General features: G+C 73.6%; 15 protein-coding genes. 10 read left to right on the top strand and 5 right to left on the bottom strand.

The window, feature by feature from the left end:
- Positions 1-17 precede the first annotated feature (17 nt).
- The 3 genes from coaBC (at position 18) to ACFWA7_RS30285 (ending at position 4,930) form a co-directional block, all read left to right on the top strand.
- Positions 18-1,235 carry a bifunctional phosphopantothenoylcysteine decarboxylase/phosphopantothenate--cysteine ligase CoaBC gene (gene coaBC, locus ACFWA7_RS30295; protein WP_385540453.1) on the top strand — a complete coding sequence of 406 codons (1,218 nt, stop codon included), beginning with the start codon at positions 18-20 and terminating at the stop codon, positions 1,233-1,235.
- Between the two features lie 241 nt (positions 1,236-1,476).
- The gene (gene metK, locus ACFWA7_RS30290; RefSeq protein ID WP_385540455.1) at positions 1,477-2,685 is read left to right on the top strand and encodes a methionine adenosyltransferase; all 1,209 of its coding nucleotides are present in this window, start codon (positions 1,477-1,479) and stop codon (positions 2,683-2,685) included.
- Between the two features lie 97 nt (positions 2,686-2,782).
- Positions 2,783-4,930, top strand: coding sequence for a primosomal protein N' (locus tag ACFWA7_RS30285; protein ID WP_385826264.1), 2,148 nt, complete (start codon positions 2,783-2,785; stop codon positions 4,928-4,930).
- A 495-nt stretch (positions 4,931-5,425) separates the two neighbouring features.
- Here the strand turns inward: ACFWA7_RS30285 and ACFWA7_RS30280 are convergent, their stop codons facing one another.
- The gene (locus ACFWA7_RS30280; RefSeq protein ID WP_385540459.1) at positions 5,426-5,956 is read right to left on the bottom strand and encodes a hypothetical protein; all 531 of its coding nucleotides are present in this window, start codon (positions 5,954-5,956) and stop codon (positions 5,426-5,428) included.
- 280 nt (positions 5,957-6,236) lie between these two features.
- Here ACFWA7_RS30280 and fmt point away from each other — a divergent pair, with 280 nt between their 5' ends.
- Entirely contained in the window at positions 6,237-7,166 is a 930-nt protein-coding gene (fmt, locus tag ACFWA7_RS30275) for a methionyl-tRNA formyltransferase (RefSeq protein WP_385826262.1), read from the top strand.
- Positions 7,167-7,266: 100 nt separating this feature from the next.
- A complete protein-coding gene (locus ACFWA7_RS30270; protein WP_385826260.1) occupies positions 7,267-8,724 on the top strand; it encodes an RsmB/NOP family class I SAM-dependent RNA methyltransferase in 1,458 nt (485 codons plus the stop codon).
- Between the two features lie 38 nt (positions 8,725-8,762).
- Here ACFWA7_RS30270 and ACFWA7_RS30265 read toward each other — a convergent pair whose 3' ends face one another.
- Positions 8,763-10,970 (bottom strand): MMPL family transporter, encoded by a 2,208-nt coding sequence (locus ACFWA7_RS30265; RefSeq protein WP_385540465.1) that lies wholly within the window; start codon positions 10,968-10,970, stop codon positions 8,763-8,765.
- Between the two features lie 180 nt (positions 10,971-11,150).
- Between ACFWA7_RS30265 and rpe the strand changes: the two genes are divergently transcribed.
- Positions 11,151-11,834 carry a ribulose-phosphate 3-epimerase gene (rpe, locus tag ACFWA7_RS30260; RefSeq protein ID WP_385540467.1) on the top strand — a complete coding sequence of 228 codons (684 nt, stop codon included), beginning with the start codon at positions 11,151-11,153 and terminating at the stop codon, positions 11,832-11,834.
- 79 nt (positions 11,835-11,913) lie between these two features.
- Positions 11,914-12,966 carry a sugar-binding transcriptional regulator gene (locus ACFWA7_RS30255; protein ID WP_371651177.1) on the top strand — a complete coding sequence of 351 codons (1,053 nt, stop codon included), beginning with the start codon at positions 11,914-11,916 and terminating at the stop codon, positions 12,964-12,966.
- A gap of 125 nt (positions 12,967-13,091) precedes the next feature.
- Here the strand turns inward: ACFWA7_RS30255 and ACFWA7_RS30250 are convergent, their stop codons facing one another.
- From ACFWA7_RS30250 to ACFWA7_RS30240, 3 genes are read right to left on the bottom strand one after another with little or no spacing between them, the layout of a single operon-like run.
- A complete protein-coding gene (locus tag ACFWA7_RS30250) occupies positions 13,092-14,249 on the bottom strand; it encodes an amidohydrolase family protein (protein WP_385540469.1) in 1,158 nt (385 codons plus the stop codon).
- A 1-nt stretch (position 14,250) separates the two neighbouring features.
- Positions 14,251-15,579: a glutamine synthetase gene (locus tag ACFWA7_RS30245; RefSeq protein WP_385540471.1), complete on the bottom strand. Its 1,329-nt coding sequence runs from the start codon at positions 15,577-15,579 to the stop codon at positions 14,251-14,253.
- Between the two features lie 4 nt (positions 15,580-15,583).
- Positions 15,584-17,128 (bottom strand): ATP-dependent DNA ligase, encoded by a 1,545-nt coding sequence (locus ACFWA7_RS30240; protein ID WP_385540473.1) that lies wholly within the window; start codon positions 17,126-17,128, stop codon positions 15,584-15,586.
- Positions 17,129-17,186: 58 nt separating this feature from the next.
- Here ACFWA7_RS30240 and ACFWA7_RS30235 point away from each other — a divergent pair, with 58 nt between their 5' ends.
- From ACFWA7_RS30235 to ACFWA7_RS30225, 3 genes are all read left to right on the top strand, one after another.
- A complete protein-coding gene (locus ACFWA7_RS30235) occupies positions 17,187-17,612 on the top strand; it encodes a ribonuclease domain-containing protein (protein WP_385540475.1) in 426 nt (141 codons plus the stop codon).
- Entirely contained in the window at positions 17,609-17,953 is a 345-nt protein-coding gene (locus tag ACFWA7_RS30230; protein WP_385540476.1) for a barstar family protein, read from the top strand. The genes ACFWA7_RS30235 and ACFWA7_RS30230 overlap by 4 nt, the downstream gene beginning before the upstream one ends.
- Positions 17,954-18,090: 137 nt before the next feature.
- Complete coding sequence (locus ACFWA7_RS30225; protein WP_385540478.1) at positions 18,091-19,533, top strand: GuaB1 family IMP dehydrogenase-related protein; 1,443 nt, start codon at positions 18,091-18,093, stop codon at positions 19,531-19,533.
- The last annotated feature ends 83 nt before the right edge of the window (positions 19,534-19,616 follow it).

Genomic DNA, 19,616 nt, shown 5'->3' with positions numbered 1-19,616 from the left:
AGGGGGTACGTATCCGAATGCGGGGAGACGCGGTGGACAAGCCGAAGGTCGTTCTGGGGGTCAGTGGCGGGATCGCCGCCTACAAGGCGTGCGAGCTGCTGCGCCGGCTGACCGAGTCCGGGCACGACACGCGTGTGGTGCCGACCGCGTCGGCGCTGCACTTCGTGGGCGCGGCCACCTGGTCGGCGCTCTCCGGGCACCCGGTCTCCACCGAGGTCTGGAACGATGTCCACGAGGTGCCGCACGTGCGGATCGGCCAGGAGGCCGACCTCGTGGTGGTCGCCCCCGCCACCGCCGACATGCTGGCCAAGGCGGCCCACGGCCTCGCCGACGACCTGCTCACCAACACCCTGCTCACCGCCCGCTGTCCGGTCGTCTTCGCACCCGCGATGCACACCGAGATGTGGGAGCACCCCGCCACCCAGGAGAACGTGGCGACGCTGCGCCGCCGGGGCGCGGTCGTGATCGAGCCCGCCGTCGGCCGCCTCACCGGCGTCGACACCGGCAAGGGGCGCCTCCCCGAGCCCGCCGAGATCTTCGAGGTCTGCCGCAGGGTCCTGGCCCGGGGGACCGGCGAGCGGGATCTGGAGGGCCGCCACGTGGTGGTCAGCGCGGGCGGCACGCGTGAGCCGCTGGACCCGGTCCGCTACCTGGGGAACCGTTCCTCCGGGAAGCAGGGGTACGCCCTGGCCCGCACCGCCGTCGCCCGGGGGGCCCGGGTCACGCTGATCGAGGCCAACACCGGGCTGCCCGACCCGGCCGGGGTGGACGTCGTCCGGGTGGGCACCGCCGTTCAACTGCGGGAGGCGGTGCTGAAGGCCGCCTCGGAGGCGGACGCGGTGGTCATGGCGGCCGCCGTGGCCGATTTCCGGCCGGAGTCGTACGCCGCCGGAAAGATCAAGAAGAAGGACGGCCAGGAGCCCGCGCCGCTCGCCCTGGTCCGCAACCCCGACATCCTCGCCGAGCTCTCCGCCGGCCGGCCGCGCCCGGGCCAGGTGGTCGTCGGCTTCGCCGCCGAGACCGACGACGTCCTCGCCAACGGCCGCCAGAAACTGCGGCGCAAGGGCTGTGACCTGCTGGTCGTCAATGAGGTGGGGGAGCGCAAGACCTTCGGCTCGGAGGAGAACGAGGCGGTCGTGCTGGCCGCCGAAGGAACCGAGACCCCGGTTCCGTACGGGCCCAAGGAAGCGCTCGCGGACGTGGTGTGGGATCTCGTCGTCCCGCGTTTCGCATAAATTCACGTCCGCCCCTGCGGCCGCCCGAAACCCGCCAAAAACCGGCCCCGGAGCCCCTGGCGGGGGCCGATCTTCGTACCGCAGAATGCGGTGTCGCAGGTCACAGAGCTTTCAATGTGCGAGACAAGTGGCCCGGTGACCGGTACCGACCGATAAACTGGTCGTGGAACGACGCCGGGCGCAGCCCCCGGCCCGTCCCACCCATGATCAGCCAGCAGCCGCTGCAACCCCAGGGAGCATTGTGTCCCGTCGTCTGTTCACCTCGGAGTCTGTGACCGAGGGTCACCCCGACAAGATCGCTGACCAGATCAGCGACACGATCCTCGACGCGCTCCTGCGCGAGGACCCGACGTCCCGTGTCGCCGTGGAGACCCTGATCACCACGGGTCTGGTCCACGTAGCGGGCGAGGTCACGACCAAGGCGTACGCGCCGATCGCCCAGCTGGTCCGCGACAAGATCCTGGAGATCGGGTACGACTCGTCGAAGAAGGGCTTCGACGGCGCGTCCTGCGGCGTCTCGGTCTCCATCGGCGCGCAGTCCCCGGACATCGCGCAGGGCGTCGACACCGCGTACGAGAAGCGGGTCGAGGGCGATGAGGACGAGCTCGACAAGCAGGGCGCCGGCGACCAGGGCCTGATGTTCGGCTACGCGTGCGACGAGACGCCCGAGCTGATGCCGCTCCCGATCCACCTGGCGCACCGCCTCTCGCGCCGGCTGTCCGAGGTGCGCAAGAACGGGACCATCCCCTACCTGCGCCCCGACGGCAAGACCCAGGTCACCATCGAGTACGACGGCGACAAGGCCGTCCGCCTCGACACCGTCGTTGTCTCCTCGCAGCACGCGAGCGACATCGACCTGGACTCGCTGCTCGCCCCGGACATCCGCGAGTTCGTCGTCGAGCACGTGCTCAAGCAGCTCGTCGAGGACGGCATCAAGCTGGACACCGACGGCTACCGACTGCTGGTCAACCCGACCGGCCGCTTCGAGATCGGCGGCCCGATGGGCGACGCCGGTCTGACCGGCCGCAAGATCATCATCGACACGTACGGCGGCATGGCCCGCCACGGCGGCGGCGCCTTCTCGGGCAAGGACCCGTCCAAGGTCGACCGCTCCGCGGCGTACGCGATGCGCTGGGTGGCGAAGAACGTCGTCGCCGCCGGCCTCGCGGCCCGCTGCGAGGTCCAGGTCGCGTACGCGATCGGCAAGGCCGAGCCGGTCGGTCTCTTCGTCGAGACCTTCGGCACCGCCACGGTCGACACGGACAAGATCGAGACCGCCATCGCCGAGGTGTTCGACCTCCGCCCGGCCGCGATCATCCGCGACCTCGACCTGCTCCGCCCGATCTACGCCCAGACCGCCGCGTACGGCCACTTCGGCCGCGAGCTCCCCGACTTCACCTGGGAGCGCACGGACCGCGTGGACGCGCTGCGCAAGGCCGCGGGCCTGTAACCGACCCGGCTTCCCGACGGCCCCGGACCACCGCGGTCCGGGGCCGTGGTGCGTCCGGGCCCGGCCACTGTCAGTGCCGTCTGGTAGGAATTTGGCTGTGAGCAGCGAGAACGAGAAGCCGGGTGGGGGCGCCGAGGGGGGCGGGGCGGAGCAGCTCGCGCTCATTCGGGAGACCGTGCGCAAGGCCAAGGTGCCCAAGGCCAAGCCGCGGACCTGGCGCGGGGCCGCCCTTGCCAAGGGGCTGCCCGTGGCGCGGGTCGTGGTGGACAAGGGCGGTGTCCACCTCGACCGGTTCTTCGACTACGCGGTCCCGGAGGAGCTGGACGCGGACGCGCAGCCGGGGGTGCGGGTGCGGGTGCGGTTCGGGGCCGGGGCGCGCCATGTGCGGGACGGGCGCCGCGAGGGCGGCGGGCTGATCGACGGGTTCGTGGTCGAGCGCCTCGCCGAGTCCGACTACTCGGGGCCGCTCGCCGCGCTGGCCAGTGTCGTCTCGCCGGAGCGGGTGCTCAGCCCCGAGATGCTGGCCCTGGCCCGGGCGGTCGCCGACCGGTACGCGGGCAGCCTGGCGGACGTGCTGCAGCTCGCGGTGCCGCCGAGGAACGGAAGGGCCGAGGCGAAGCCTTCGCCCGAGCCGCCGGAAGCACCGCCGGTGCCGGACGCGGGGACCTGGGTGCGGTACGGGAACGGGGGCGCCTTCCTGCGCGCGCTGGCCGCGGGCGGGGCGCCGCGCGCGGTGTGGACCGCGCTGCCCGGGGCGTCCTGGGCCGACGAGATCGCCCGGGCCGTCGCGGCCACGCTCGCGGGCGGCCGCGGCGCGCTGGTCGTGGTGCCCGACGGGCGCAGCGCCGGGCGGGTCGACGCCGCGCTCACGGCGCTGCTCGGAGAGGGGCGGCATGCGCTGCTGACCGCCGAGTCCGGCCCGGAGAAGCGGTACCGGCAGTGGCTGGCGGTGCGGCGGGGCTCGGTGCGGGCCGTGGTCGGGACCCGGGCCGCGATGTTCGCCCCGGTCGAGAAGCTCGGCCTGGTGGTCGTCTGGGAGGACGGCGACTCCAGCCACAGCGACGACCACGCGCCCTTCCCGCACGTCCGCGAGGTCCTGGAACTGCGCGCCACCCACGACAAGTGCGCGTTCCTGCTGGGCAGTACGAGTTGTACGGTCGAGGCCGCGCAACTCGTCGAGAGCGGCTGGGCGGCGCCGCTGGTGGCCGACCGGGGCACCGTACGGGCGGCCGCGCCGCTGGTGCGCACCGTCGGGGACGGCGAGCTGGCCCGGGACGAGGCGGCGCGCGCCGCCCGGCTGCCCAGCCTCGCCTGGCAGGTCGTCCGGGACGGGCTGAAGAGTGGCCCTGTCCTGGTCCAGGTGCCCCGGCGGGGCTATGTACCCCGGCTGTCCTGCGAGCGGTGCCGGACGCCCGCGCGCTGCCGGCACTGCGCCGGGCCCCTGGAGGCGCCGGACGAGCGGGACCTGCGGTGCGGGTGGTGCGGGCGGGGTGAGCCGGAGTGGCGCTGCGCGGAGTGCGGCGGTGTACGGCTGAGGGCGCGCGTCGTCGGAGCGCGCCGAACCGCCGAGGAGCTCGGCCGGGCGTTCCCAGCGGTGCCGGTACGGACCTCCGGGCGCGACCACGTGCTGGACAGCGTGCCCGGGCGCCCCGCGCTCGTCGTCTCCACGCCGGGCGCCGAGCCGGTCGCCGAGGGCGGTTACGCGGCGGCGCTGCTCCTCGACGGCTGGGCGATGCTCGGGCGGCCCGATCTGCGCGCCGGGGAGGAGGCGCTGCGGCGCTGGATCGACGCGGCCTCGCTGGTGCGCGGCCAGGACGAGGGCGGCACGGTGGTGGTGGTCGCCGAGCCGACCCTGCGGCCGGTCCAGGCCCTGGTCCGCTGGGACCCGGTCGGCCACGCCCTGCGCGAGCTGTCCGAGCGGGCCGAGCTGGGCTTCCCGCCGGTCTCCCGGATGGCCGAGGTCCTGGGCCGCGCGGAGGCGGTCGAGGCGTTCCTGGCGAGCGCTCAGCTGCCGCCCGACGCACAGGTGCTCGGCCCGGTCCCGATGCGGCCGAGCGATCCGGGCCGGGCCCGGCGCCCCGGCGACCCCCCGGTGGGGGAGACCTGGGAGCGGGCCCTGCTCCGGGTGCCCCCCGGCAGCGGCTCGGCCCTGGCCGCCGCGCTGAAGACCGCTCAGGCCGTACGGCTGGCGCGCGGGGGCGGGGACCCGGTGCGGATCAGGGTGGACCCGCCGGACATCGGCTGAGGGGCTGCGCCGTCGGCCCAGTGCGTGAGCGGGGCGCGTGGGCGGGCTGCTGGGGGGCGGCGGCCCGGCCCCGTACCCGGCGCTTCCCGTACCCGGCCCGCTTCCCGTACCCGGCCCGCTCCCCCTACCCCGCGCTTCCCGTACCTGGCGCTTCCCGTACCTGGCGCTTCCCGTACCTGGCGCTTCCCGTACCTGGCGCTTCCCGTACCCGGTGCTCCCCGCACCCGGGGCGCTTCCCGTACCCGGTGCTCCCCGTACCCGGTGCTCCCCGCACCCGGGGTGCTCCCCGCACCCGGGGTGCTCCCCGCACCCGGGGTGCTCCCCGCACCCGGGGTGCTCCCCGCACCCGGGGTGCCCAGCCCCGTAACGCCCGGGGCCCCAGCCCCGTAACATCGCGGCGTCCTCCGCCCCGTACGCCCTCCGGAGCCGTGCGGACATGTGCCCTCGGCGCGCATTCAGATGCGACGAGGGCACGAGAAGATCAAAGGGGCGCGGTCAACCGTTGCGCGGGCCCGGGAACGCCGTCGTGCGGGCCTCCTCGCGCAGCGACTGCGTGGTCGCCGTCGGCTGGGGCGGCATCGAGCGCGCGGCCGGCACCGCGGGGATCCCGGCGGGGACCGGCAGGGTGCGCGTCACGGTCGCCTCGGCCGGGAGCTCCGCCTCGGCGGTCTGCGCGGCGGCCCGGCGCGCCCCGTAACGCCGGTGCACCGCCTGCTTGGTGACCCCCAGCGCCGAACCCACCGCGTCCCACGAGAAGCCCAGGGAGCGGTCGAAGTCCACCGCCGCCGTCACCAGGGTCTCGACGCTGTCCCGCAGCTCCTGGGCGAGCCGGACGGTGGGGGCGGGGGCCCTGCCGTAGACGACGAAGCCCGTGGACGGGCCGGAGCGGCGCGGACGGTAGACGTTGCCGAGCTGGGCGGTGAGGGTGCGCAGCGCGTCCACCTGCCGGCGGACCCGCTCGATGTCCCGCACCAACAGGTGCAGACTGGCCCGTGCCTGGGCGTCGTGGGTTGCGTGGTCGGCCATGAACAAGCCTCTCGAACCGGCGTTGTTGAAAAGGGATCGGGCCGCGCGCGCGGCCCGTTTCGGTCAATCTCTTTTGACCAACGCGCCACCTGGTGTTGTGGTCACGCTGCGGGGGCGTATGGGGATATGCAGAGGGCGCGCGCGGCCGCGTACGCCCCTGCCCCGTGGCGCGTGCGAAACGCCCCGGCGGGACACTGGCGGCACGGCCGGGACACCCAACCGACCGGCCGGGACACCCAATAGACTGGGCGTCGCTCTCTACAATGCGAGGTACCCCCCAGTGAAGCTCGTCTTCGCAGGCACCCCCGAGGTCGCCGTTCCCGCCCTGGACGCCCTGATCGCCTCCGGCCGCCACGAGGTCGCCGCAGTGGTGACCCGGCCCGACGCGCCCGCCGGACGTGGCCGTCGGCTGGTGGCCAGCCCCGTCGCCCAGCGCGCCGAGGAGGCCGGCATCGAGGTGCTGAAGCCGGTGAAGCCGCGCGACGAGGACTTCCTGGCGCGGCTGCGCGAGATCGCCCCCGACTGCTGCCCCGTCGTCGCCTACGGGGCGCTGCTGCCGCAGGTGGCGCTCGACATCCCGTCCCACGGCTGGGTGAACCTGCACTTCTCGCTGCTCCCCGCCTGGCGCGGCGCGGCCCCGGTCCAGCACGCGCTGATGGCGGGCGACGAGATCACCGGCGCCTCCACGTTCCTGATCGAGCGAGGGCTCGACTCCGGTCCGCTGTACGGGACGGTGACCGAGGTCGTCCGCCCCACCGACACCAGCGGCGACCTGCTGACCCGGCTCGCGTTCGCCGGTTCCGGGCTGCTCGCCGCGACGATGGACGGCATCGAGGACGGCTCCCTCAAGGCCGTTCCGCAGCCCGCCGACGGGATCACCCTCGCCCCGAAGATCACCGTCGAGGACGCGCAGATCGACTGGTCCGCCCCGGCGCTCCGGGTCGACCGCGTCGTGCGCGGCTGCACCCCGGCCCCGGGTGCCTGGACGGTCTTCCGCGGCGAGCGGCTCAAGCTCGTCCAGGCGGTGCCGGTCCCGGACCGTACGGACCTGGCGCCGGGCGAGCTGTCCGCCGGCAAGAACAACGTGTACGTCGGCACCGGCTCGCACGCCGTCGAGCTGCTCTGGGTCCAGCCCCAGGGCAAGAAGCCGATGAAGGGCGCGGACTGGGCGCGGGGCGTACGCATCGCTGCGGACGAGCGCGTCGGCTGACCCGGGGCTCGGCCGCGCGGGCCGACCCGGGTGGGGGCGCGCGGCGAACAGTCGTACGCTGGTCGGGTTCGCACCATCTGACCAGCGGAGCACCTTTCACGTGAACGATCAGCCGCACAGCCGTCCCCGGAACAGCGACGGCAAGGGCGGTGGCAAGCCGTACCGCCGCCCCAAGAAGGACCCCGTCCGCATCCTCGCCTTCGAGGCGCTGCGCGCCGTCGACGAGCGGGACGCGTACGCCAACCTCGTACTGCCGCCGCTGCTGCGCAAGGCCCGCGAGGGCGGGAACTTCGACAGCCGCGACGCGGCGCTCGCCACCGAGCTCGTCTACGGCACACTGCGCCGCCAGGGCACCTACGACGCGATCATCGCGGCCTGCATCGACCGGCCGCTGCGCGAGGTGGACCCGCCGGTCCTCGACGTGCTCGCGCTCGGCGCGCACCAGCTGCTCGGGACCCGGATCCCGAGCCACGCGGCGGTCTCCGCCAGCGTCGAGCTCGCCCGCGTGGTGCTCGGCGACGGCCGGGCCAGGTTCGTCAACGCCGTGCTGCGCAAGATCGCGGCGGACGACCTGGACGGCTGGCTGGCGAAGGTCGCACCCCCGTACGACGACGACGCCGAGGACCATCTCGCGATCGTGCATTCGCACCCGCGATGGGTCGTCTCGGCGCTCTGGGACGCCCTGGGCGGCGGCCGTGCGGGCATCGAGGACCTCCTGGAGGCCGACAACGAGCGGCCCGAGGTGACCCTCGTCGCCCGCCCCGGCCGGTCCACCACCGACGAGCTCATGGACGCGCTCGGCGAGGAAAGCGCGCTGCCCGGCCGCTGGTCGCCCTATGCCGTACGGATGGCCGAGGGCGGCGAGCCGGGCGCGCTCGACGCCGTGAAGGACGGCCGGGCCGGTGTGCAGGACGAGGGCAGCCAGCTGGTGGCCATCGCACTCGCGAACGCTCCGATCGAGGGACGGGACGAGCGCTGGCTGGACGGGTGCGCGGGCCCCGGCGGCAAGGCGGCGCTGCTCGCCGCGCTCGCCGCCGAGCGCGGAGCCGCCCTGCTCGCCTCCGAGAAGCAGCCCCACCGGGCCCGCCTGGTGGAGCGGGCGCTCGCCGGCAACCCCGGCCCGTACCAGGTGATCGCCGCCGACGGCACCCGGCCGCCGTGGCGGGAGGGCTCCTTCGACCGGGTCCTGATGGACGTGCCGTGCTCCGGGCTCGGCGCGCTGCGCCGCCGTCCCGAGGCCCGGTGGCGCCGCCGTCCCGAGGACCTGGAGGGCTTCGCACCGCTCCAGCGCGGGCTGCTGCGCGAGGCGCTCTCGGCGGTCCGGGTGGGCGGCGTGGTCGGTTACGCGACCTGCTCGCCGCACCTCGCCGAGACGCGGATCGTGGTGGAGGACGTGCTCAAGGGCCGGGGCGGGGCTCCCGTCGAGGCCGAGTGGATCGACGTACGGCCGCTGATGACGGGCGTCGCGGGCCTGGGCGAGGGCCCCGACGTACAGCTGTGGCCGCATCTGCACGGGACGGACGCGATGTATCTGGCGCTGCTGCGGCGCACGGCGTGAGAGAAGGGCCCGGAGCGTCGGCTCCGGGCCCTTTCCGGCTAGTCGGGGGCGTCCCCGCGGCCATGTCCGGCCCCCGCCGGTACCGCCGCCGGGCCCTCCTCCGGGTCCCGCGACAGCTGGTGCGGCCACCACACCCGCCGCCCCACGTCCAGGAACAGCGACGTCACCAGGATGGAGCGGACGATGAGGGTGTCGAGCAGGACGCCCAGCGCCACCGCGAAGCCGATCTCGGCGAACCCCACCATCGGCAGGGTGCCGAGCACCGCGAAGGTGCCCGCCAGGACGAGGCCCGCCGAGGTGATCACCGCGCCGGTGGCGGCGAGGCCGGTCACGACACCCCGGCGGGTGCCCTGGCGGGCCGCCTCCTCGCGGATGCGGGTGGACAGGAAGATGTTGTAGTCGATGCCCAGCGCCACCAGGAAGACGAAGACGAAGAGCGGGAAGTCGGTGGACTCGCCCGCGTAGGCGAAGAGATGGCGGAAGGCGAGCGCGCTGATGCCGAGCGCCGCCGCGAACGACAGCACGACCGTCGCGATCAGCAGCAGCGGCGCGACCAGCGCCCGCAGCAGGATGCCCAGGACGCACAGCACCACCAGCAGCACCAGCGGGATGACCAGCTTGTTGTCGTGCGTGGTGGCCTTCTCCATGTCCAGGACCGCGGCCGTGCCGCCGCCCACCCGGGCCTGGGCGCCGGGCACCGCGTGGACCGCGTCCCGCACCCGCTCCACGGTCGCGTGCGCGGCGTCGCTGTCCGGGCTCGCGGTCATCGTGGCTTCGAGCAGGACCTCGCCGTCGTGCTCGGCCGCGGTACCCGGTGGCACCGCGATCGACGCGGGCACCACGCCGCCGGTGGCCGCGACGGCCCGGCGCACCTCCGCCGCCCTGTCCGCCGCCGTGATGATCACCAGGGGATCGCCGCTGCCCGCCGGGAAGTGCTTCGCCTGCACCTCCGCGCCCACGATCGAGTCCGGTCTGCCGGTGAACGAGTCCGCGTTGCTCAGGCCGTTCGCCTTCAGCTGGAGCAGGCCGAGCGAGCACGCCGCGAGTATTGCGGCCGTCGTCACCCAGACCGTACGGGGACGGGTGGCGATGCGCCGGCCGGTGTGGGCCCAGACCCCGCGCGCGGTCGGGTCGGGGGAGCCGAACACGGGCTGGACCGGCCAGAAGATCCAGCGGCCGAAGATCACCAGGAGCGCCGGGAACAGCGTGAGCATGGCGAGCAGCGCGACCGCGACGCCGATGGCCGCGACCGGGCCGAGGCCCTTGGTGGAGTTCATCTCGGCCACCATCAGGACCAGCATGCCGAGGACGACCGTGGCGCCGCTGGCGAGGACCGCGGGCCCGGCCCGGTGCAGGGCGAGCGCCATCGCCTCGTGGCGGTCCTCGTGGCGGCGCAGCTCCTCGCGGTAGCGGGATACGAGCAGCAGCGCGTAGTCGGTGCCCGCGCCGAAGACCAGCACGGTGAGGATGCCCGCGCTCTGGCCGTTGACGGTCAGGCCCGCGTGCCGGGCCAGCAGATAGATCAGCGCCTGCGCGGCGGAGAGCGCCCAGACCACGGAGATCACCGGCACCAGGATCAGCGTGGGACTGCGGTACGTGATCAGGAGCATCACCACGACCACCGCGAGCGCCGAGAAGAGCAGGGTCGAGTCGATGCCGGAGAATGCCTTGGCGAAGTCGGCCGAGGTGCCGCCCGGGCCGGCGATGTGCACCTGGAGGCCGCTGTCGCTGGTGCCCGACTGGTCGCGCAGCCGGTCGGCGGCGTCCGCGATGTGGTTCCAGCCGTTCTTGTCCATCTTGATCGGCACGAGGATCTGCGCGGCGGTGGCGCCGGAGTCGAACTGCGGGCCCTGGACGCGGGCGCCCTGGATCCCGTCCGCGCTCATCCCGCGTATCGCCGTCGCGTCGGCGCCGATCTTCTGCTTGTCGGCGAAGGTGAGGCCGCCGTCGCGCGCGTAGACGACGACCGCCGGGATCTCCTCCGGCCTGAACGCCTTGGCGGAGTTGAAGACTTGGGTGGACTCGGCGCTGCCGGGCAGCCACGAGGTGGCGTCGTTGTCCTGGGCGTCGGTGAGCTTCTGGGCGAGCGGGAAGGCGACCGCGACCACGATCAGCCAGAGGACGAGCACCAGCCATTTGGTGCGGCGTCCGCAGACGAGCCACGCGACTCCGCGGGGGCCGGGGCCCTGCCCGGTCGCCGCGGGAGGTTCTTCGCTCTGGTCAGGGTGAGTGCGCGCGTCGGACATCACGTCCCCCATGGGCCCGCGGACGGCGCGGGATGCCGCTTCCGAAATGGCCTGAAACCTCAGGATTACACGGAGTTTCCCGGTCCGGCGAGTCGTAGGAGAGACGTAGGTCTCGTGTCCCGGGGGCCCCGAATCCGTACCGTGGCAGGCAAGTGGGGCGAGGCATGGCAGGCTTGGGGCATGGCTCAGATCAACCCCAGCATTCTCTCCGCCGACTTCGCGCGGCTCGCCGAAGAGGCCAAGGCCGTCGAGGGCGCCGACTGGCTGCACGTGGACGTCATGGACAACCACTTCGTGCCGAACCTCACGCTCGGCGTGCCGATCGTGGAATCCCTGCGCCGGGCGACGGAGACCCCGCTGGACTGCCATCTGATGATCGAGGACCCGGATCGATGGGCCCCGCAGTACGTCGAGGCGGGGGCCGGATCGGTCACCTTCCACGCGGAGGCCGCCGCCGCCCCGGTGCGGCTCGCGCGCGAGATCCGGGCCAAGGGGGCGCGGGCGTCCATGGCGCTCAGGCCCGCGACGCCCATCGAGCCGTACGAGGACCTGCTGCCCGAGCTGGACATGCTGCTCATCATGACCGTGGAGCCGGGCTTCGGCGGCCAGCCGTTCCTGGACGTGATGCTGCCGAAGATCCGCCGCACCCGGGAACTGATCTCCAAGCACGGCCTCGAACTGTGGCTCCAGGTGGACGGCGGGGTCTCCGCGACGACCATCGAGCGGTGCGCGGAGGCGGGCGCGGACGTTTTCGTGGCCGGGTCGGCCGTATACGGAGCCAACGACCCCGCCGACGCGGTGCGTACCCTGCGCTCCATGGCGGAACGGAGCACGGCGAGCGCCCCATGGGCATGCGGCCACTGAGCCACGGCTCGGTGAACGCGGCCCTACGGGGCTGATCAAGGACCGTTGGATCTGACAGGATGAACAGCGAGTCCAGAGTGTGAACAGCAGTGAGGAGATCGCGGTGTCTGCAATGTCGGCGGGTCGGTCAGCCCTGCGGATGGGACCCGCGGAGCTGGTGCAGGCGGCGGCCATGGCCCGCCGCTTCTATCTGGAGGGCAAGTCCAAGATCCAGATCGCCGAGGAGTTCGGCGTCAGCCGCTTCAAGGTGGCCCGGGTCCTGGAGACCGCCCTTGAGCGCGACCTGGTGCGGATCGAGATCCGCGTCCCGGCGGAGCTGGACGCGGAGCGCTCGGACGCGCTGCGCGCCCGGTACGGGCTGCGGCACGCCGTCGTCGTCGAGTCCCCGGAGGCCGGCGAGGACGAGTCGTCGCCCGACCCGGAGAACCTGGGCGAGGTCGCCGCGGACCTGCTCGGCGAGCTGGTCAGCGAGGGCGACGTCCTCGGCCTGGCCTGGGGCCGGTCCACCATCCACATGGCCGCGGCCCTCGACCGGCTGCCGCCGTGCACGGTCGTGCAGCTCACCGGGGTGTACGACGCGGGCACGGCCGAGCGCGGCTCGGTGGAGGCCGTACGGCGCGCCGCCCAGGTCTCCGGCGGTGACGCGCACCCCATCTACGCGCCGATGCTGCTGCCGGACGCAGCCACCGCGGCCGCGCTGCGCAACCAGACCGGGATCGCGCGGGCCTTCGAGTACTTCGACAAGGTGACGGTGGCGGCGGTCTCCATCGGCTCGTGGGAGCCGGGCATCTCCACGGTGCACGACATGCTGACCGACGAGGAGCGGGCGCACTACGCCTCGCTCGGCGTCGCGGCCGAGATGTCCGCGCACCTCTTCGACGCGGACGGCCGACGGGTCGGCCGGGACCTCGGGGAGCGGTGCATCACCGTCGAGGCGGACCGGCTGCGGCGGATTCCGGAGGTCGTGGCGATCGCCGGGGGGCAGCGGAAGGCTTCCGCGATCGATGCGGTGCTGCGCTCGGGCCTCGTCACCAGTCTGGTGACGGACACCGCCGCGGCGGACTTCCTGCTGCACGAGACCGGTGCGCAGCCCCGGCCCGCGCTGGACCGGGCCGACCCCGACGGGGACTGAGCCCCCTTTCGGTGTCGGCCCGTCTGCCGGCTTCGCCATGGATGTGCGGGGCTCCCGGCCCCCTCAGGGGCGCGGGGAACTGCGCGACCAGCCCCAACGGTCCGCAGCCGAACGGGACCGCCTGGCTAAGGGGACCCGTAGATCCGCTCCGCGTTCTGGCGGGACAGCAGATCCGCCACCCTGTACGCGTCCGCGTGAGCCCACGCGCCCGACGCCGTCCAGGTTTCCAGCAGCTCGTCCAGGCCCTCCCTGAAGAGGCGGGCCCCCACCACGTACAGCTCGGGCAGGCCGTAGGCGTCGGTGGAGAAGAGGAGCTTGCCGAACGGGGTGAGCTCCAGCATCTCGGCCAGTACGGCACCCGCCCGGGCGCCCGTGTGGCTGAGGGTGAGCCCCATGTCCGCGTACACATGCGGGTACACATGGGCGAGGTAGGCGGCGTTGCGGTGGTACGGGTAGCCGTGCAGCAGGATCAGCGGGGTGCCCGAGCGGCGCGTGGCCCGGATGAAGTCGGTCAGGAGCAGCGGGTCGCAGCGGTGCAGCCGTAGGTCCGGGTCGCCGAAACCGGTGTGCAGCTGGAGCGGGAGCCGGGTGGCCACCGCCGACCACAGCAGATGGCGCAGCAGGACCGGATCCTTGAGACGGTCGTCCTTCGGCCGTTTTTTCAGCCAATTCGCCGCCGCGTCACGCACCTCGTGGAGCGCGGGCGGCTCGGGGGCGAGGTCGAGCCCGTACCGGTAGGCGGCCACCGACTTGAAGCCCACGGCGGTGGTCGCCGCCGAGCGGATCCCCGCCGCCAACTCCGCCAGGAACGCGTCCGCGTCCCGGGTCGTGCCGGCGGCGAGCTCCGCCAGCCGCTCCAGGCGCACGATCTCGTGGACGGGGGCGCCGCTCAGCTCGGCGAGCTCGTCGGGCCCCGTGATGTCTCCGGGGAGCCCGGTGTCCATGACGTACGCGCCGATGCCGCTGCCCCGCAGCAGCAGCCGGGTCGCCTCGCGGGCGCCGAGCTCGTGGCGCCGGGCCAGATAGCGCTCCGGCGCGCAGTGCGGCTCCAGGCCTAGCAGCGGCGGGCACCAGCGGCGTACCGCGAAGCCGAGCTGGGTGTCGAAGAAGCTGGTCCCGGGCGCGGCGGGCCCGTCGGCCTCGGTCAGGAACGCCTCGAAGGCGGCCGGGCCGGGGTCGGTGCGCAGCACGCCGTGGCAGTGGTGGTCGAGCAGGGTGCCCGGGGGTGCCTCGACCGCCGCGTTCCCGGGCGCGCCCGTCGCCGCCCCCTCCCGTCCCGTCACCTCAGTACCTTCCCCGCGTCGCGTCCGCGATCTCCTGCGCGGACTTGCCCTCGAACAGGGCCGACTCCGCCTTGCGGACCGCCGCGAACGCCTCGAAGAGCGGGTCGCCCATCGCCTCGCGCAGGACCTCGGAGGCGGTGAAGTGGCGCAGCGCCTCGGGCAGGGAGGCGGGGAGCCGGGGGTGGCCGCCGACCACCGCCGGGTCGCCCGCGACCGGGTCGGGCAGCATCGCCTTGGCGTCGAGGCCCGCCAGACCGGCCGCGATCACCGCGCCCACCGCCAGATACGGATTGGCGGCCGGGTCGAAGCACTTGACCTCGGCGTTGGCGGTGTCCGGGTCGTCGGGTGTGCCGGCGATGAAGCGGAGGGCGGCCTCCCGGTTCTCCAGCCCCCAGCACTGGAACGCGCCGGCCCAGCGGGAAGGTTCCAGGCGGAGGTAGCTGGCGGGGGAGGGGGCGCCGACGGCGAGGAGGGCGGGCAGGGCCGCCAGGACGCCCGCGAGGAACGACTCGCCGTCGGCCGTCATGGCGAACCGGCCGTCCCCGCCGCCGCACAGGTTCCGGTCGTCCTGCCAGAGGCTGAGGTGGAGGTGGGCGCCGTTGCCGACGCCGCCCGCCGTGACGACCGGGCCGAAGAACGGGGTGAGCCCGTGCCGTACCGAGACCGCGCGGATCGTCTCGCGCACCAGCACCGCCAGATCAGCCGCCCCTACCGGATCGGTGGGGGCCACCGACACCTCGAACTGGCCCTCGGTGTACTCGGGGTGGATCTGGAGCACATCCACGTCCTGCTCCAGGAGTGCGCCGAGCACATCACCCACATACGCGGACCGCTCCACGATGCGCGCCATCCCGTACGCCGGGCCTTCGAGGGAGGGCGAGACCGTCCACTCCGTCTCGAAGCCCATCCGCAGCGAGAGGCCCCGCTCGGCGGCCCGGCGCGTCATCCGCCGGGCGAACAGCCGCTGGCAGCCCGGGTGTTCACCGCCCTGCTGGTCGTAGCGGTCGACCGGGGCCCACGCCCAGCCCGGCTGCCCGGCGAGCACGGTCAGCCGGTCCAGATCGGGGAAGAGCCGCAGATCGCCGTCCGGGCCGCCGCTGTAGCGGCTGGAGGTGGCCGAGTCGTCCACCAGGAAGGCGTCGAAGCACGGCGACATGCCGACCCCGCGCTCCACGGCCGAGGGCAGGCGACCCGCGGGCACCGCCTTCACACGGGCGATGCCCGCGTTGTCGACCGAGGTCAGCGCCACCGCGCGCACCCCCTCGGCGGCGAGTCGCGCCGCCTCCTGCCGGGCCCGCTGTACCCGCTCCCGCACCTGCTCCGACCGCACTTGTTCAGTCCCTCCCGCCGCCCAGTGCCTTCACCGTGGCGACCGTGTCCGCCTCCGAGGCGCTCTTGTCCTCGCGGTAGCGCACTACCCGCGCGAACCTCAGTGTCACCCCCTCCGGGTAGCGCGACGATCTCTGCACCCCGTCGAAGGCGATCTCTACGACGAGTTCCGGCCGCACCCGCACCCCCCACGGCTCCTCGGCCACCGCCAGTGCCCGCAGCCGCCCGGTCTGCCAGGCGAGCAGCGCGTCGGTGAGCCCCTTGAAGGTCTTGCCCAGCATGGCGAACGAGCCGTCCGGGCGGCGGGCGCCGAGGTGCAGATTGGAGAGCGTGCCGGTGCGCCGGCCGTGACCCCACTCGGCCGCGAGCACCACCAGGTCGAGGGTGTGCACCGGCTTGACCTTGAGCCAGGAGGCGCCCCTGCGGCCCGCGCTGTACGCCGAATCCAGCGACTTCACCACCACGCCCTCGTGGCCGCGTTCCAGCGTCAGGGCCGCGAACTCCCGTGCCACCGCGCGCTGTTCGGGATCGTCCGGATCCTCCACCGTCACCCGCCGCACCCGGCGCGGCTCGGGCGCCACCCGGACGAGCTCGGCGCTCCGCTCCCGTACGGACAGGTCCAGCAGATCGCGGCCGTCCACCGAGAGCAGATCGAAAAAGACCGGAAACAGCGGCAACCGGTCCCGTGCGCCGGCCACATCCAGCCGTGAGCCGACCCGGCCCGCGATGTCCTGGAACTGCCGGGGCCGCCCCTCCCGGTCGAGCGCGATGACCTCGCCGTCGAGGATCGCCCGCTCGGCCGTCAACTCCCGGGCCGCGGCCACCACTTCGGGCAGCCGTCCGGTGATCTCGTCGAGCGTACGGGTGAAGACCCGCACCTCGTCGCCGTCGCGGTGCACCTGTACCCGGATTCCGTCGAGCTTCTCCTCCACCGCGCACGGGCCCAGCCGGTCGAGCGCCTCGTCCACGTCCTTGGCGGTGTGCGCCAGCATCGGCAGTACGGGCCGGCCCACGTCCAGCCGGAACGCGGCCAGCGCCCCGGTGCCGCCGCCCAGGAGCGCTGCGGCCACCGTCCCCAGCGAGCCGCCGAGCATCACCGCGCGCCGCACGTCCGCCGCCGGGGCGCCGGCCGCCTCGGCGAGCCCCTCCACGGCGGCCGCGTCGAGCGCGCCCTGGCGGACCTCGCCGGTGATCAGGCCGAGGAGGAAGCGCTGCTCCTCCTCGGTGGCGGCGGCCATCAGCTCCCCGGCCAGCCGTTTGCGCTCGCCCTGCGCGCCCTTGCCCGACAGGGCGGAGATCCGGTCGAGCGCCGCGTCGACCTCCTGGACCGTCAGGGCCGGGCTGGCGGCGGGCGGCGGGCGGTCCTTGAGCGTGCTCCAGCCGAGCCCCGTGCGGCGCTGCGGCAGCCGTCCCGCGAGATAGGTGACCACCAGCGGGGCCTCGTCCGGCGCGGTCTCGCGGAACAACGCGGCGAGCAGGGCGGACTTCTCCGTACGGGAGGAGGTCGCCGTGATCTCCCGGGAGGTGGTGGCCACATCGGCGAGGAGCATGGCCCCATCGTCACCCGGCCCGTTCGCGTCCGCAGGCTCTGGATGGCAGCATCGGCCCATGCTCACCAGGTCCGCCCGAACGACCGTCGCCGTCCTGCTCGCGTGCCTGGCGCTCCTGCTCACGGGGTGCGGGGGCGGGTCGAAGAAGGACGCCGAGCCGTCCGGGGCCACCGCCTCCGGCGCCGCCACACCAGACTGGGCGAAGGGCCGGGCCGCGGTCCGCGCCTCCCAGCTGCCGCCGGAGGCGCAGCAGACCCTGAAGCTGATCGACCAGGGCGGCCCGTTCCCGTACGCCAAGGACGGCACGGTCTTCGGGAACTTCGAGAAGGCCCTGCCGCAGCAGAAGCGCGGCTACTACCACGAGTACACGGTCAACACCCCGAAGTCGCGCGACCGCGGCGCCAGGCGTCTGGTCGCCGGGCAGAGCGGCGAGGTCTACTACACCGGCGACCACTACAAGACGTTCAAGGCGGTGCTGCGATGACGGCCGACCCGTTCGACGCCGTACGGGCCACCGGCTGGCAGGTCGACGTGCTCGACCTCGCCGGGGTCACCGACAAGGCCGGTTTCATGGACCGCTGCGCCCGCGCACTGCGCCTGCCGGAGTGGTTCGGCCGCAACTGGGACGCCCTCGCCGACTGCCTCGGCGACCCCGACTGGGGCCCGGCCGATCCCGGCCGACTGATCGTGGTGCGGCGCTGGCAGGGCTACGCGGCGGCGCGCCCCGACGAGTGGGAGACCGCGCGGGACGTGCTGGACGAGGCGTCGGTCAGCGGTGACGGCGCCGCCCTCGCCGTGGTGCTCGCGCTGGGCGCCTTCGTGTGATCCCACCAGGGGGGCGTCCAACCCCTGGATGATCGGCCCGGGCGGCGCAATCACCCGAACATGGGACAATGAAGTACGTGCGTTTAGCCCCGGCTGAAATGCCTGGGGTCACTCCGATCGACTGGGATGTTCTGCACGTGCGTTTCCTCAATGACATCAAGCCGCCGTACGACCTGACGTACGACGATGTGTTCATGGTCCCCAGCCGCTCCGCGGTGGGCTCCCGCCAGGGCGTCGACCTGACCTCGCCCGACGGCTCGGGCACCACGATCCCGCTCGTCGTCGCCAACATGACGGCGATCGCGGGCCGGCGGATGGCCGAGACCGTGGCGCGCCGCGGCGGCATCGTCGTCATCCCGCAGGACATTCCGATCGAGGTCGTCACCGACGTCATCACCTGGGTCAAGACGCGTCACCACGTGCTCGACACCCCGATCGTCCTCGCCCCGGGCCAGACCGTCGCCGACGCGCTCGCGCTGCTGCCCAAGCGCGCCCACAACGCCGGTGTCGTCGTCGACTCCGAAGGGCGCCCGGTCGGTGTCGTCACCGACGAGGACCTGACCGGCGTCGACCGCTTCACGCAGCTCTCCGAGGTCATGTCCAAGGACCTGCTGCTGCTCGACGCGGACATCGACCCGGGCGAGGCGTTCACCAGGCTCGACAACGCCAACCGCCGCTACGCCCCGGCCGTGGACAAGGACGGCCGGCTGGCCGGCATCCTGACCCGCAAGGGCGCCCTGCGCGCGACCCTGTACACCCCGGCGACCGACGCCGGCGGCAAGCTGCGCATCGCCGCCGCCGTCGGCATCAACGGCGACATCGCGGGCAAGGCCAAGCAGCTCCTCGACGCCGGTGCGGACACGATCGTCGTGGACACCGCGCACGGCCACCAGGAGTCGATGATCGCCGCGGTCAAGGCCGTCCGCGGCCTCGACCCGCAGGTCCCGATCGTCGCGGGCAACATCGTCGCCGCCGAGGGCGTGCGCGACCTCATCGAGGCCGGCGCCGACATCATCAAGGTCGGTGTGGGCCCCGGCGCCATGTGCACCACCCGGATGATGACGGGCGTGGGCCGCCCGCAGTTCTCCGCCGTCCTGGAGTGCGCCGCCGAGGCGAAGAAGTTCGGCAAGCACGTCTGGGCCGACGGTGGTGTGCGCCACCCGCGCGACGTCGCCATGGCGCTCGCCGCCGGTGCCTCCAACGTCATGATCGGCTCCTGGTTCGCCGGTACGTACGAGTCCCCGGGCGACCTCCAGCAGACCGCCGACGGGCGTCTGTACAAGGAGTCGTTCGGCATGGCCTCGGCCCGCGCCGTCCGCAACCGCACGAGCGACGAGTCCGCGTACGACCGGGCCCGCAAGGCGCTGTTCGAGGAGGGCATCTCCACGTCGCGGATGTTCCTCGACCCGACGCGGCCGGGCGTGGAGGACCTGATCGACTCGATCATCGCGGGCGTCCGCTCCTCCTGCACGTACGCGGGCGCGAGCTCGCTGGCGGAGTTCGAGGAGAAGGCGGTCGTGGGGATCCAGTCCGCGGCCGGTTACGCCGAGGGCAAGCCGCTGCACGCGAGCTGGAGCTAGCAAGGGGTTTCGGGGTTCGTCTGCGGGGCCGTTGTGGCTGGTCGCGCCGTTCCTCGCGCCCCTTGAGAGGTGGGCCCCCGCGC

Origin of the sequence: Streptomyces sp. NPDC059994 (genome assembly GCF_042737755.1) — a bacterium.
In the GTDB taxonomy this organism is placed as follows: domain Bacteria; phylum Actinomycetota; class Actinomycetes; order Streptomycetales; family Streptomycetaceae; genus Streptomyces.
This window is presented reverse-complemented; position numbering and strand designations above follow the sequence as displayed.